Consider the following 13,983-nt stretch of genomic DNA (forward strand, 5'->3'; position numbering starts at 1 on the left):
GGTGCGCGGGCGCCGTCACCCGCCGTCGGCGATCGGCGCCTCGGGCACCGGGATCTGCGTCTCCGGCCTGCGCTCGCAGGCGTCGTGGCCGACGCCGACGCCGTAGCGGTAGATGAGCTCCCCGCCGAGCCAGGCGCTCGCGCCCGCGAGGCCGAACCCCGTGCTCGAGAGCGCGATCCCGAGGCCCCGCAGCCCGACCGCCCGCGAGGCGAGCGACGCGCCGTAAAGGCCCGCGATCGCCAGGTTGGTGGCGCCGTGGACGAAGCCGATCCGCCGCGCCGCGCCGAGGGTGGTGCTCCAGTCGGCGAGCCCGGCGAAGGCCGCCACGAGCGCCCCCGCGAGGCCGACCGCCGCGCTCGCGTCCGCTCCCCGGCGGAGCCGGCGCCCGCGGCCGATGCTCGCGAAATCGAGCGCGAGCGTGCACGACCACGCGCCGATCGGGATCGTCACCAGCGCCGGGTGCAGCGGGTGCCCGAGGAACTTGCCGTGGAGCACCCGGGCGAGGGCGGGCGCTCGCTCGAGGACGGCCCGGATCCCGCGCTGCAGCGGGTCGGCCATCCGGTCAATCCAGTCCTGCTCCTCGATTCCTCGCACGACAGCGCTTCCGATCATGGTCCCCTCCCGGGCGCGTGCTCCTGGCGCACATCCCCACCCATGCGGCCCGGACCGCCAGCAGCCGGCGCGCCCTCCCCGTCGGCACGAGCAATCGGCGGACCCTCGCGCGACGCGGCCGGCGCGCCGCCACCGACGCGTCGGAGGATCCGGAGGACGGGAAAGCGCAGTCCTCTTTCACTTTTGAAATGCGTGAAAGCCCGATTTTTCATGTTCGAAACGTCCAGGTAGCCCAACGGAAACGAAATACGTTCAAAACGCGAACATCACGGATGGCACGGACGGTGCTCTCTGTCCGGGCAGCGCTGCCGGCGCGGCCTTCCCCCCCCCAAGGCCCCGGCGGCGCTTTTTTTTGCGCGCTTTCCTGGCCTGCGCGGGCGACTTCGCGCGCGCGCCCAGCGTTTCTCGTCCTGCGCGGCGTTCTCTGGTATCTGGCCCGTGCCGCGCCGCGCGCGGCCATCTCCGGAGCGATGCCCCTCCTCGCCGACGTCGCGGTGCCCGTCCCGCTCGCGCAGGCCTTCACCTACGAGGTCCCCGCCGCGCTCGCGGCCGAGGTGCGCCCGGGGGCGCGCGTGCTCTGCGAGTTCCACCGGCGCAAGCTGCTCGGCGTCGTGCTCTCCGTCAGCGAGCGCAGCGCGGCCATCGATCCGTCGCGGATCAAGCCGCTCGCGGCGCTCGTCGACGCGCGGCCGGCGCTGCCGGCGGAGCTGCTCTCGTTCCTGCAGGAGCTCGCCGCCTACTACTTCGCGCCGATCGGCGAGGTGCTCCGCCTCGCGCTGCCCGCGATCGAGCGCGAGCAGGTGCGGGCGCTGAAGGCGCAGGCGGAGCTCGACGGCGTCCTCGATCTCGGCCGGGCCAGGCAGGTCGGCGGCCGCAGGGTCGCCTTCGCGCGGGCGACGGATGTGGTCGAGGAGCCCGGCTCGCTGCGCGGGCAGGCCGCCGCCGTGCTCGCGCTGCTCCGGGCGGGCGGCGAGCAGCCGGTCGCGCGCCTCGAGGAGCGCTTCGGCAACGCGCGGAGCGCCCTGAAGAAGCTCGCCGCGCGGAACCTCGTCGTCCTCGACGAGCGCGAGCCGCCGCGCGATCCGTTCTTCCGCCTCCCGGAGCAGCGCGACGTGCCCCCCGAGCTCAACGCGGCGCAGGTCGAGGCCGCCGCGCGCATCGACGCCGCGCTCGCCGCGCTGCGCGCGCCCGGAGGGGCGGGGCAGGTCGCGCCCGGAGGAGCGGGGCAGGTCGCGCCCGGAGGAGCGGGGCACCGCCCGCCGGCCGAGCAGGCGCCGCGGAGCGCCGGGCCGAGCGCCTTCCTGCTCTTCGGCGTGACGGGCTCCGGCAAGACCGAGGTGTACCTGCGCGCCATCCAGAGCTGCCTCGCCCGGGGTCGCGGCGCCCTCGTGATGGTGCCGGAGATCGCCCTCACCCCGCAGCTCGTCGCGCGCTTCCGCGCCCGCTTCGGCGACGAGCTCGCCGTGCTGCACAGCGGGCTCAGCGACGCCGACCGCCACGCGATGTGGGCGAGCCTCCACGGCGGCAAGGTCCGCGTCGCCATCGGGGCGCGCTCGGCCCTGTTCGCGCCGGTCCCGGACCTCGGCCTCATCCTGGTGGACGAGGAGCACGACGGCTCGTTCAAGCAGGAGGAGGGCGTGCGCTACCACGCGCGCGACATGGCGCTGCTCCGCGCCCACCGCGCCGGGGCGGTGTGCGTGCTCGGCTCCGCGACGCCCTCGATCGAGTCGGTCGCGCTCGTGCGCCGCGGCAAGCTCGCGGAGCTGCGCCTGCCCGACCGCGCGCACCGCGAGGCCAGCCTGCCCGAGGTCACGCTCGTCGACCTCCGCCGCTTCGGCGCCGGCCCCTCGGGGGATCCGCTGATCTCGTTGCCGCTGCACCGCGCGCTCGAGCAGACGCTCGCGGCGAAGGAGCAGGCGATCCTGTTCCTGAACCGCCGCGGCTTCGCGCCGAGCGTCGTCTGCGGCTCGTGCGGGACGCTGACGACGTGCGAGGCGTGCTCGGTCGCGCTCACGTACCACCGCGGGCGGCGCCGGGACGCGCCCCTGCCAGCGGCGGCGAGCCCGGACGCGCCCGCCGCGCCCGCCGCGGCCCAGGCCGACGAGCGGCCTCAGGGCGGGCGCCTGCGCTGCCACTACTGCGACTACGCGGGGCCGCTGCCGGACCGCTGCGGGTCGTGCGGCTCGCGGACCTTGCTGCTCGAGGGGCTCGGCACCGAGCGGCTCGAGGCGACGATCGCCGAGTCGTTCCCGGAGGCCCGCGTGGCGCGCCTCGATCGCGACGTCGCGGGCAAGGACCGGTCGCAGGCGATCCTCGCCAGGATGCGCGAGGGCAAGATCGACATCCTGGTCGGCACGCAGATGGTCACGAAGGGCCATGATCTGCCCAACGTGACGCTGGTCGGCGTGGTGAACGCCGACGCCGCGCTGGGGCTGCCGGATTTCCGGGCGGCGGAGCGCGGCTTCCAGCTCCTCGTCCAGGTGGCCGGGCGCGCAGGCCGGCGCGATCGCCCGGGCCGGGTGCTCATCCAGACGCGCAACCCCGAGCACCCGGCGATCGCGTTCGCCGCGGCGCACGACGTACCTGGCTTCCTCGAGCGGGAGATCCGCGACCGCGAAGAGGTGGGCTACCCGCCGGCCACGCGGCTCGCGCTGCTCCGGATCGACGCCGTCGACGAGGGCGTGGGCCGCAGCGCCGCGGCGAAGCTCGCCGCCCACGCCCGCACCTGTCCGGAGGGGCTCGCGCGGCGCGTCGAGGTGCTCGGCCCGTCGGCGGCGCCGATCGCGCGGCTGCGCGGGCGCTACCGGTTCCGGGTGCTGCTCCGGGCGCGCGAGCGCGGGCCGCTCCGGATCGTGCTCGCGGCGCTGACCGGGCTCATCCGGGACGGCCTCGACCGGGGGGCGCGCGTGATCATCGACGTCGATCCGGTCGCCATGCTGTGACGCGCGCCTCGGCGCCGCCGGCGGGGGGGCGGCACGCCGGGGGGCTCACCTCCGGGGCTTGCGTTCCGGCGAGCCCCTTTTGTGGCTCGCCTGCACTCCAGCCCCTCCGGTGAGCCCCCCGGCGTGCCGCCCCCCCCGCCGGCGGCGTGCTACCCGAGCGGATCGATCGCGTCGATCGCGGCGATCTCGGCGCGCGATGCGCGTGACAGCCGCTCGAACTCCGCGCCCAGCCAGTCGAGGAATGCGGCGTCCCACGACGGCCCCTCCGGCCGGGCGGCGACCGCGTCGGCGAGCTCGCGGTCCCAGCGCTCGTAGAGGCCCCGCAGGAGGGCGTGCGCCCTCCGGCTCGCGGCGGAGGCCGGGTCCGCCCGGCCGTTCAGCCGCTCGGCGAACGCGTCCTCGCAGAGGAAGTAATTGCACGTCGCCGCCCGCCGCTCGGCGGGGATCGTGCAGCCGCGCGCGCCGTGATAGACGCACTTCGACTGCCGCGGCGCCGTGCGCTCCTCCCGCCTTCGCACGCGCCGGAGCTCGAGGCCGCGGCTCGCTGGGCGCAGGTTCCGCGCGGCGATCTGCTCGAGCAGCCAGCCGCGGCCGCCGAGCGAGACGATGCGCCCGATGTCCGTCCAGTCGAGCTCGGGCGGGCTGAAGCAGCACCCCGCGGGCCCTTGCGGGCACTGACCGCACAGCGTCGAGCACAGCCGGGTGTGCTCTCCTGAAAGCTCCAGACGGATCATCGATCCCCTGCCATCGCTCGCCGTCGCTCCGGCGTCCGGGATACACCATCGATGGCGCGCGCGTCATGGTACATCGCGCGCCGGGGATCACCAAGCGCCGGCCCATGCGTGGAGACGAGCGCTCTCGCTCACAACCGCGCTGTCCGAAAAGACCGAGAACGCGCACTCCCGGGCGCTCGTGGAGGAGCTGAATCAGTTATAGTAAGTATCGGGCCTCGACGGGCGTGTCCGCGCCGCGCGGCGCTGATGAGATGAAGAGAGAAAGGTGCGATCGTCCTTTTCCGGCCGCGGCGGGAGTTGATAGGCTGCGCCGGCCATGGGCGATGACGCGCTTCCCAGGGAGGTCGGCCGGGCCATTCGCGTGCTCCGGCTGCTGCACGGGCTCAGCTACGCCGAGTTCGCCGAGAAGGCGCGCCTCTCTGCGACGTACCTGCGGCAGGTGGAGCGCGGCGAGCGCGATCTCGGGCTCGGCGCGCTGGGGCTCATCGCTCAGGGGCTCAACTGCGATGCGCGACTCCTCCTGCCCGGCGACGGGCGGAGCCCGGTCTCCGCGGTCGTCGCCGATCGCTTCGACCGCGCGCCCGAGGCGCTCCAGGAGGCGATCCTCTTCCTCTTGATCGAGCCCGAGGGCTCGCCGAAGAAGCAGGCTATCCTCGCGCTCATCAACGAGGATCCGGAGCGCTCGCGGCTGCGCTCCCGGCCCCGGCCGGACGAGCGCGCGGCGCGGGCCGGCGCCCCCGCGTCGTCGGGCCGGCGCCCCGGGCGATGATCGGGTGAGCCTCACGGCCGCGCGGACGAGACGAGGACGAGGCGCGGCGCCTCGCCGGGGGGCGGCCGGGGCCCGGGCTCCCGCTCGCCCATCGCCGTGAGCCGCTGCGCCGCCAGGAGCTGAAACGCGGCGAGCGCGCGGAGCCGCCGTTTGTACGCGGTCGAGAGCGGGATTCCGCACTGGCTCGCGAACTCTGCCATCGGGACGCCCTCGATGTCGTGCGCCACGAGGATCGCGCGGAGCTCGTCGTCGAGCTCCCGCAGGAGCGAGAGCGCAAACAGGCGATCGCTCTCCGACCCGATCTGCTCCTCCGCCGACGGCTGCTCGATCGCCACCTCGAAGTCGTCCGGCAACGGCACCTCCACCCGGCGCCGCGAGCGCTCTCCGTAATGGGAGGCGACATGCACCGCGATCCGGTTGAGCCAGCGTTCCGGCGACCCCCGCTCGGGGTCGTATTTCGAGAAGCTCAAGTGCGCCGCGAGCATCACGTCCTGCGAGACGTCTCGCCGATCCCGCCGGGGCACCCCGAGGAGCCGCAACCAGCGCCGTACGAGCACGAGCGTGTTCTTGCTGAAGAGCCGCCAGAAGGCCTTTTCCCTGTCGTCCTGCAACTGTGCACCGTTGCTCCCAAGCCCCGTGTCGGGCATTGCGTAACGATCGTTATCACAAGAAACGAAGCTTGCAAAACAGGGTCGAGAGGATCACGGGCGAAAAAGTGATCTCTTGGGTGTGTTGATGTAGGTAAATGTGTTCGCTGGCTGACGGGGGGCATCCGGCGGCGATTGCGTGTGACGAGGCAGAATCGCCAGAGAAATTGACGCTGGGACGATGGTTCATGGGGGTAACGATCGTTCCTCGTGCCTCACCGGCCGCGCGCGTCCGCGCGTCCGCTCCCGCGCGCTGCGCGGCGGCGCCGGTCGCCCGTGCGGTCCGCCGGCCTGGCGCGGGGCCCCGGCGCCAGGCCCGCTGCGCGGGTGCGGTGTTTCCCCCCAGGACCCCTGGACGCCACGGCGTCGTCCCGGTAGACAGGCGGGCGCTTGATGCACACGTGCCCTCGAACGGCGCCGCCCCTCCGGCGGCTCGGCGTGCCCTGCCGGGGGCGCGCCGCGATCGCCCGCGGCCTCTCCGGCACCATGCTCCTCGGCCATGTCCGCTGACGCGGGAGATCCGGGGGCGCCGCGCCGCGCCGCGGCCGTGCCCGCGCCGGCCGGGGGCGCGGGGGAGGCCGCGCCGGCCGGGGGCGCGGGGGAGGCCGCGCCGGCCGGGGGCGCGGGGGAGGCCGCGCCGGCCGGGGGCGCGGGGGAGGCCGCGCTGCCGCGGCTGCGCGTCGCCTACTTCGGGCGGCCGGGCACGTTCAGCCATGAGGTCGCGTCCCGGCGATTCGGCCAGGGCGCGGACCTCACGCCCCGGCGCACCATCTCGGCGGTGTTCGACGCGGTGGCCGGCGACGCGGCGACCTACGGCGTCGTGCCGATCGAGAACGCGGTGGGCGGGCCGATCTACGACACCGTGGATCAGCTGATCCGCCGCGAGGGCACGGGCGCCGAGCTCGTCGTCTGCGAGGAGCTGTCGCTCCACGTCACCCTGTCGCTCCTCGGCAGGCGGGGCGCGGCGCCGAGGCGCATCTACTCGCACTTCGTGCCGCTCAAGCACTGCGGCGACTGGCTGCGCGCGCAGTACCCCGACGCGCAGATCCTCGAGGCGGAGAGCACCGCCGAGGCCGTGGAGCGCGCGGCGCAGGACGGCGAGGCCTGGGCGGTCGGCAACAAGGGCGCGGCGGCGATCTACCAGCTCGAGATCCTGGTGCCGAAGCTCGCCGTGAAGGGCGAGAACGTCACGCGCTTCTTCGTCGTCGGCAGGGCGGCGGAGCCGCCGCCCTCGGGCGGGCGCACGCTGCTCCTGTTCGGCCTGGAGCACCGCCCCTCGGCCCTGGTCGCGGCCCTGTCCGCGCTCGGGAGATACGGTATCAACCTCACGCGCATCGTCTCGCGCGCGCTGCCCGACAGCCCCGAGGAGTACCTCTTCCTCGTCGAGTGCGAGGGCAGCACGCAGGAGCCCTCGTTCAAGGAAGCCCTCGCGCTGCTCGAGCAGCACGCGACGGGGGTGCGATCGCTCGGCTCTTTCCGCGTCAGCCAGAAATACGAGTAGGCGTCCCCACCGGCGGATTCGACACCGCGGCTCGGGGGCCTCTGGCGAAGGTGGGAATATCCTCGCGCGGGGTGGCCTGCGTGACTCGATAGCTCTTTTCAACAACCCATCACGCCTCGCCTGTGCCTAGAACGCTCGCCACGTGCGTTCTCGCACCGTGCAACAGGCAGGTGACATGGTACTACGTTGGCAATGGCTCTTCGTGATCGCGCCGGCGCTCACGGGCGTTCTGGAAGGATGTGATGGGGGAGAGTGGGCTGCGGCGCCCTCGAGCGACAGCGACGGCGCCGTCGGCGACGGGGGCGGCGACCGCGCGCTGCGCAGCCTCGCGGGCCCGAAGGTCGGGTCGGCGGGGGCGCGCTGCGCCTGCGACGCGGACTGCGAGGCGGGGCTCTGCATGCTCGGCATCTGCATGGAGCGCGCGGAGGGGCCGTGTGCGGCGCCGGGCACCGAGGAGGGGTGCGCTCCCGGATTCCGTTGCTTCAACACCGACATCCTGACGGATACGGGGGTGTGTCATCCCGTCTACGATCCCGCGACCTGCGAGGGCGTGCAGAGCCGTCACGGCCTTTGCTCCCCGCGGCGCGGCGACGGGTGCAACCCGGCCTGCGGCGTCGCCTGCACGGAGGACGCGGTGGCCGAGGGCGCCGTGGGCTCGGCCTGCGACACGGCGAGCGCGTGCTCGCTGCCCGGCGCGACCTGCTACAGCGACGCGGACAGCGCGGAGCCGAACGGCTGGGTCGAGGGCTATTGCCTCGCCTTCGACTGCCGGAGCGACCGGCAGTGCGGCCCCGAGGCGGGCTGCTTCCCCGCGGCGGCCGGCGGCTCGCCCGTGTGCCTGAACACCTGCGGCAGCGACCTGGACTGCCGGGCCGGCTACGTGTGCCACGCCGTCGAGGGCGCGGGGGGCCGCTCCGCCTGCTTCGCCGGGTGCGACGCCGCCTCGACGTGCCCGGGCGGCACGACGTGCCTCGGAGAGCAGTGCGTCTCGGACGAGGTCGCGTGCTCGCCGGCCGTCCCGTCCGGGTGGTGCCCGGACGGCGCCACCTGCGAGGGGGGCGTGTGCCGCAAGGGCACGGAGACCTCCGCCTGCGGCGCGGGGGGCGACGCGCTCGAGCCGAACGACGATCTCGGGTCCGCGGCGCGCCTGGCCTCGGACACCTCGGCGGAGCTCTCGCTGTGCGAGGGCGACGAGGACTGGCTCCGGATCGTGGTGCCGGAGCGGACCATCGTCCGCGTGGGCGTCCGCTTCCCGCACGCCGACGGGGACCTCGACCTCGTGGCGTACGACGGCGAGGGGCGCCTGCTCGGCTCGCGGTACGGCGATCGGTACCCGTACGCGTACCGCGATCAGGAGACGGACACGGAGTATTACGGGTTCTACTCCGAGCGCGGAGGCGCCGAGTACTTCCTCCGCGTGATCGGCCACGCCGGGGGGCAGAACGCGTACCGGCTCGACGTGACCTCGTATCCCTACGTCGACGGATCGAGCTGCACGGGCGCCGGCTTCTCCTTCGACGAGTGCGCCGGCCGGGGCGACGGCGGCAGCGGGCTGTTGCCGTTCCCGTTCCCCGATCCGGACGACTCGGTGGTCGGCGGCGGCTATGTCTGGGAGACGTTCAGCAACTACCGCTTTGCCCGGCGCGAGCTCATCATGCTCGTCCGCGACGCGCTCGCGGCGACGCTGCGGGCCTTCCCGGGCACGACGCCGCTGTCGCTCATCGACGTCTGCCAGATCGACGGCACGACCCCCGGCTACGACGTCGGCCACCCGCGCCATCCGAAATCGACGCACGACCAGGGCGGCAACATCGACATCGCCTACTTCCAGACGGACGGCGCCAACAACGCGGAGATCATCTGCGGGGACGGGTCGAAGCACGAGGACCAGTACTGCTCGTCGGCCGCGCGGCGGAGTCACGTCGTCGACCTGGAGCGGCAGGCGTTCTTCATGGCCAGGCTGTTCCGCTCGCCGCGCACGCGCGTCGTCGGCGTGGACAAGGTGATCGCGCCGTTCCTGTCGCAGACCGCGGCCGCGCTGAGCCGCTTGCCGAAGGGGGATCCGAGGAGGATCACGGACAGCGAGCTCGCGAGCTTCTCGGACCGGATGGCGTACGGCGCGGGGTGGCCTTACCACCACCACCACATCCACCTCAGCATGGACTGGTGGCCGAGGGCGCTGTCGGACGACGGCGCCTCGCCGCGCGCGTCGTTCGCGGCGCCCCCCGCCATCCACCGCGCGCCGGTCGCGGCCGAGCAGCGGATGGCGTGGCCTCCTCGGCCGTGACGCCGGGAGCGGCGGGGCGCCGGCCCAGGGCGCCGAACGAGGCCGGGGAGGTCTCGAGAGGCGCCCTCAGGGCACGACCGTGATCCGGTCGAGCGCGGGGGGCGAGAGGGGCGACTGGCGCGCGAGGTGGTCGCGCATGGCGTCGAGATCCAGCGCCCCGCCGAGGCGGTCCTCGCCGTCGACGAGCACCGTGAAGCCGTCGCCGCCGCTCGCCAGGAAGCTGTTCACCGTCACCCGGTAGCTCGCGGCGGGGTCGAGCGGGACGCCGTCGAGCCGGATCGACGCCGGCTCGACCTTCGCGCCGACGGGCGCGCTCTGGCTGTAGGTGTAGGAGAACCCGCTCGACACCTGGAGGATCGTGGCCCGCGGGTTGCCCATCGCGTCCACCCGGAACTGCTGCTCCAGCAGCGCGTGGATCTGCGCGCCCGTGAGCGTCATCACGACCAGGCTGTTGCCGAACGGCTGTACGGCGAAGATCTCGCCGAACGTGACCACGCCGTCGGCGGGCTCCCCGGGCGAAGCGGCGTAGGTCAGGTCGGCGCGGACGCCGCCCGGGTTCATGAACGCGATCTGCGCCCCGCCGACGCTCGGCTCGCGCGTGGCGGCGAGCTGGGAGTCGGCGATCACCGCGCCCATCGCGGACAGCCCCGCGCCCATGGCCGGGGCCGCGCGCTCGAGCGTCGCCGTGATGGCGCCGACCTGCGTGGCGGCCAGCGGCGCCGAGAGGTCCTTGTACCGCGTCACGAGCGCATCCACCGCCGCGTCGGGCGCCTCGCGCGCCACGACGACGTTGCTCGCCGTCTTCGCCACCACCTCGCCCGTGCGCTTGCTGATCTCCAGATCGATGTCCGTGATCAGCCGCCCGGCCGAGGCGGCGCTCGTCACGATCTTCCCGCCGAGGACGCAGTTGTACGCCTGGTGCGTGTGGCCGGTGACGAGGACATCCACGGCGGGATCGATGTTCGTCGCGATCTCGACGATCGGGCCGGAGACCTCCGGGCACTCGTTGAGGTGGCCGGTGGGCATCCCGCCCTCGTGCAGCACCACCACGATGGCCTCGATCCCCTGCGCGGTGAGCTCCGGGACGAGGGCGTTCACCGTGTCGACCTCGTCGAGGAACGTCAGCCCGGCGACGCCGGCCGGCGTGACGATCGACGGCGTGCCCTCGAGCGTCATGCCGATGAAGGCGATCTTCACGCCGTCGAGCTCGCGGACGTCGTAGGCCGGAAAGAGCGTCTTGTGGGTCGCCGGGTCCACGACGACGTTGGCCGCGAGGAAGCGGAAGCTCGCGCCCGTGAAGGGGGTGCCGTCCGCGCAGCCGTCGACCGGGTGGCACCCGCCGTGCTGCATCCGGAGGAGCTCGGCCGTCCCCTTGTCGAACTCGTGGTTCCCGACGCCGTTGATGTCGAGGCCGATGAGGTTCATGGCCTCGATGGTGGGCTCGTCGTGGAACAGCGCCGACACGAGCGGGCTCGCGCCGATGAGATCCCCCGCCGAGACCACCACGGTGTTCGGGTTCGTGGCGCGGAGCGCGGCGATGCGCGACGCGAAGAACGCGGCGCCGCCCGCGTCGACCTGCGCCTCGTCGGGCAGCGTGATCCTGCCGCCGCTGCCGGCGGGCGGCTCCAGGTTGCCGTGGAAATCGTTGAAGGCGAGGATCTGCACGCGCACGGTGTCGTCGTCCCGACCGCCGCCCGCGCCGGCGGCGCCGCCCTCACCAGCCCCCTCCGCGCCGCCTCCGCCCGCGCCGGCGGCGCCCTCACCAGCCGCCTCCGCGCCGCCGCGGCCCCCCGCGCCGCCGGACGCGTCCACGGGGCTCGCCGCCTCCTTGCCGGCGCAGCTCGTGCTCGCGAGCGGCGGCACGACCAGCGCGGCGCCGAGCGTCGTGATCCACCCCGCTCGCGCCCAAAAACCCACGATTCCGGCCGCTCCGATCGATCTCATCGCTGCTCCTCCACGCCTCGCTGTCCCTGCCACCGAGCGCTGTCGACATGCTGCGTTCCCCGGGCAACAGGCGCATGAACGCCGCACGGCGGCCTCATGGCTGGCCGCGGCCCCGGCCCCAGAACGCGTCGAGCGACGCCGCCTCGAGCCCCGCGCCGCACGCGACCGCCGCGCGGAGGACCTCCAGGAGCGGGTTCGCCTTGATCGCGACCGCGTGGAGGGCGCCCGCCGGGAACGCCGCGCGGATCCGCGCGATGCGCGCCCGCATGCGCCCGAGATCGTGGAACAGCACCGCGGGCTCCACATCCATCCCGCGGCGCCGCGCCTCGCAAAACGCGCGCGTCATGCTCTCCGGGTCCAGCCGCTCTGCGTCGCTCATGGGGCCCTCCTACCGCAGTCTGGCGGCCGCGAGGGGGCCTGTCCGCCCCGTTCCGGCGGCAGCGGCCGGCGCGCCGATGCGGTGCGCGGCAGCGCTACCTTGTGTCCAAGGTGTACGGGGGTTCGAGGTGTGCGAGAGGGACCCCGCGCGGGCCACCGCGGCGCGGTGCGCGCGGCGGCCGCCGGTGGGGCCAGGGAGAGCTCGGGTGGATCCTGGGGTGGTGATCACCGCCCCACGCGTCGCTGGGGCAGCCCTACGCCTTTGGGCCATCGACGACGAGGTTGAGCCTGCCGATGACCAGCCCCGACCCGGGCTCGTACTCCATGTCCTCGATGGTGGGGCCGCCGAACCCCACCTGCGGATCGAGGCTGTCCTGCGGGATGCTGGTCGATCGCGCCGCGTACGCCGGCTCGGACTCGAAGATCTGCTGGCTGAGCGCAGCGCGGAAATAGAGCTGCGTGACGATGAGCCGGGTCGTCTGTCCCCTGAGGCGAGCGATCAGGTGGACGTGGACGGGGCGCCCCCTGTACCAGCCGGGGTAGATCGTCCTGAAGCCCACGACCCCGTTGCGGTCGGAGATCTGGACGCCTCGGCAAAACCTCTCCTCGTTGTCGGGCGTGCGCTCGGCCGGGCCGCTGTACGGCGTGCTGGGATCCTGCCCGTTGAACCCGCTGTAGAACCCCTCCGCGTTGCAGTGCCAGATGTACACCTCGGCGTCGGGGATGGGCTCGCAGCCGTTCCGCGCGTCGAGGAGGCGGAAATAGAGCTGGAGCTCGCAGCCGGGGAGGCCTTCCCGGATATCGCTCCGGAACAGATGGGTGTCGTCGGGGAACTCATTATCATCGAGGAAGAACGGCCCCTCGATGTCCGTGGCGGTCAAGGTGCAGCGCTGGGCCTCGTCGAACATCGAGGGGTCCAGGTCCAGCATGCCAGCGCCCTCTCCGCCCGCATCGCCGGCGCGCGCGCCGCCGAGGCCCCCGCCCGCGCCGCCGGTGCCGGAGGTCGTGGCGCTCGGCGCGGTGGTGGCGGTGCCGGACGTCGTGGTCCCCGAGCCTCCAGCGCCGTCGCCGACACCGGGGCCGCCCGCGTTCACGTCGTCGATCGACTCGCCGTCCTCCTCCGTGCACGACACGAACACGGGCGCGGAGATCGCGATCGCCCCGATGAGGATCTGCCGCCGAGCGACGCCCCCATAGAGCACATCACGCACCACGAGTTCGTTCTTTTCAAGCATACGACGGTCTCCTCAAGCAAGTTCTCGATCGGATAGGGCGCTCTTCATCCAAGGGAAACTCTAAGATTCTGGCCAGCCGAGCGAGCTGGAATCCAGCCGACCGGCGACGAGCGCTCGCTCTCGCCGGCCGGCTCGTCGGTATTTCTGGAGACGATCACGGCGCCGCTCGTGAGGAGCATCGCAGCAGCCGTGATGAAGAAGTGCAATTCGCCCGTGTGCACCGCGGTCTCCGTTTGTGGCAGAGACGAATTCCCGGAGCGGGCCGATGTGATCACGTCGGCGGCTCGCCGGCGCCCCCGCGCCGCGGCCGCCCTCTGCCCCCGTTGCGGCCAGCGGTCGCCGTCCGCCAGCGGGGAGCGGTGCGCGCCCGCCCGCCGGGGCTGGCGCCCCACCGTCGAGATCGGTGTGCGCTCCCACATTGGAAAACTGAAGAGCTCTTCCAGTTTTGTTGTTTCCATTGTACTAGGGCGCGCGAGAGCCCCGAGCGGATCCCGCCATGCCCCGCATCCTCCTCATCGACGACTCCGCCGCGATGCGCGCCACCATGCGGGCAGCGCTCGAGGGAGCGCGCGAGCTCGGGCCGGTGGTGGAGGTCACGGACTCGTCGAGCGGGTTCGAGGCGCTCCGCCGGATGCACGGGGGCGCCCACGACGCCGTGGTCATCGACATCCACCTGCCGGACATCGACGGTCTGGAGCTCATCCACTTCATCCGCCGGAGCCGGCACCACCGTGACGTCGCCCTCATCGTCGTCTCCTCGATGTCCTCGGCGCGCGAGCGCGGGCGCGCCTTCCGGCTCGGCGCCCACGCCTTCGTCGCGAAGCCGTTTCCCCCGGAGGCGCTCGTGTCCGCCGTCCGGCGGAGCCTCGCGACGAGCCAGCTAGGCCTGCGGGTCGCGACGTAGAGCGCCCCCCCGGCGCGGCGCTTCCGGCGC

12 protein-coding genes are annotated in these 13,983 nt (G+C 73.5%); 5 read left to right on the forward strand and 7 right to left on the reverse strand.

Features of this window, described 5'->3' with window-relative positions; translation table 11 throughout:
• Positions 1–15: 15 nt before the first annotated feature.
• A complete protein-coding gene (locus tag WMF31_RS06100; RefSeq protein ID WP_129352807.1) occupies positions 16–612 on the reverse strand; it encodes a DUF2231 domain-containing protein in 597 nt (198 codons plus the stop codon).
• A 470-nt stretch (positions 613–1,082) separates the two neighbouring features.
• Here WMF31_RS06100 and priA point away from each other — a divergent pair, with 470 nt between their 5' ends.
• Positions 1,083–3,554 (forward strand): replication restart helicase PriA, encoded by a 2,472-nt coding sequence (gene priA, locus WMF31_RS06105; RefSeq protein WP_436601025.1) that lies wholly within the window; start codon positions 1,083–1,085, stop codon positions 3,552–3,554.
• 149 nt (positions 3,555–3,703) lie between these two features.
• Here the strand turns inward: priA and WMF31_RS06110 are convergent, their stop codons facing one another.
• Positions 3,704–4,288, reverse strand: coding sequence for a hypothetical protein (locus WMF31_RS06110; protein WP_436601026.1), 585 nt, complete (start codon positions 4,286–4,288; stop codon positions 3,704–3,706).
• Between the two features lie 316 nt (positions 4,289–4,604).
• On the opposite strand from WMF31_RS06110, the gene WMF31_RS06115 reads away from it, so the two are divergent.
• Positions 4,605–5,057, forward strand: coding sequence for a helix-turn-helix domain-containing protein (locus tag WMF31_RS06115; protein ID WP_129352801.1), 453 nt, complete (start codon positions 4,605–4,607; stop codon positions 5,055–5,057).
• 11 nt (positions 5,058–5,068) lie between these two features.
• On the opposite strand, the gene WMF31_RS06120 is transcribed toward WMF31_RS06115, so the two are convergent.
• The gene (locus WMF31_RS06120; RefSeq protein WP_436601027.1) at positions 5,069–5,668 is read right to left on the reverse strand and encodes an RNA polymerase sigma factor; all 600 of its coding nucleotides are present in this window, start codon (positions 5,666–5,668) and stop codon (positions 5,069–5,071) included.
• A 535-nt stretch (positions 5,669–6,203) separates the two neighbouring features.
• Here WMF31_RS06120 and WMF31_RS06125 point away from each other — a divergent pair.
• Positions 6,204–7,205, forward strand: coding sequence for a prephenate dehydratase (locus tag WMF31_RS06125; protein WP_436601028.1), 1,002 nt, complete (start codon positions 6,204–6,206; stop codon positions 7,203–7,205).
• Positions 7,206–7,380: 175 nt separating this feature from the next.
• Positions 7,381–9,492 (forward strand): hypothetical protein, encoded by a 2,112-nt coding sequence (locus WMF31_RS06130; protein WP_436601029.1) that lies wholly within the window; start codon positions 7,381–7,383, stop codon positions 9,490–9,492.
• 66 nt (positions 9,493–9,558) lie between these two features.
• Here WMF31_RS06130 and WMF31_RS06135 read toward each other — a convergent pair whose 3' ends face one another.
• From WMF31_RS06135 to WMF31_RS06150, 4 genes are all read right to left on the reverse strand, one after another.
• A complete protein-coding gene (locus WMF31_RS06135; RefSeq protein WP_436601030.1) occupies positions 9,559–11,436 on the reverse strand; it encodes a bifunctional metallophosphatase/5'-nucleotidase in 1,878 nt (625 codons plus the stop codon).
• 94 nt (positions 11,437–11,530) lie between these two features.
• Complete coding sequence (locus WMF31_RS06140; protein ID WP_436601031.1) at positions 11,531–11,815, reverse strand: hypothetical protein; 285 nt, start codon at positions 11,813–11,815, stop codon at positions 11,531–11,533.
• A gap of 253 nt (positions 11,816–12,068) precedes the next feature.
• Positions 12,069–13,049, reverse strand: coding sequence for a protocatechuate 3,4-dioxygenase (locus WMF31_RS06145; RefSeq protein ID WP_436601032.1), 981 nt, complete (start codon positions 13,047–13,049; stop codon positions 12,069–12,071).
• Between the two features lie 44 nt (positions 13,050–13,093).
• The gene (locus WMF31_RS06150; RefSeq protein ID WP_436601033.1) at positions 13,094–13,270 is read right to left on the reverse strand and encodes a hypothetical protein; all 177 of its coding nucleotides are present in this window, start codon (positions 13,268–13,270) and stop codon (positions 13,094–13,096) included.
• Between the two features lie 275 nt (positions 13,271–13,545).
• Here WMF31_RS06150 and WMF31_RS06155 point away from each other — a divergent pair, with 275 nt between their 5' ends.
• Positions 13,546–13,953, forward strand: a complete 408-nt coding sequence (locus WMF31_RS06155; protein ID WP_436601034.1) for a response regulator — start codon at positions 13,546–13,548, stop codon at positions 13,951–13,953.
• Positions 13,954–13,983 lie beyond the last annotated feature (30 nt).

Origin of the sequence: Sorangium sp. So ce1036, assembly GCF_051369805.1 — a bacterium.
GTDB lineage: Bacteria > Myxococcota_A > Polyangia > Polyangiales > Polyangiaceae > Sorangium > Sorangium cellulosum_F.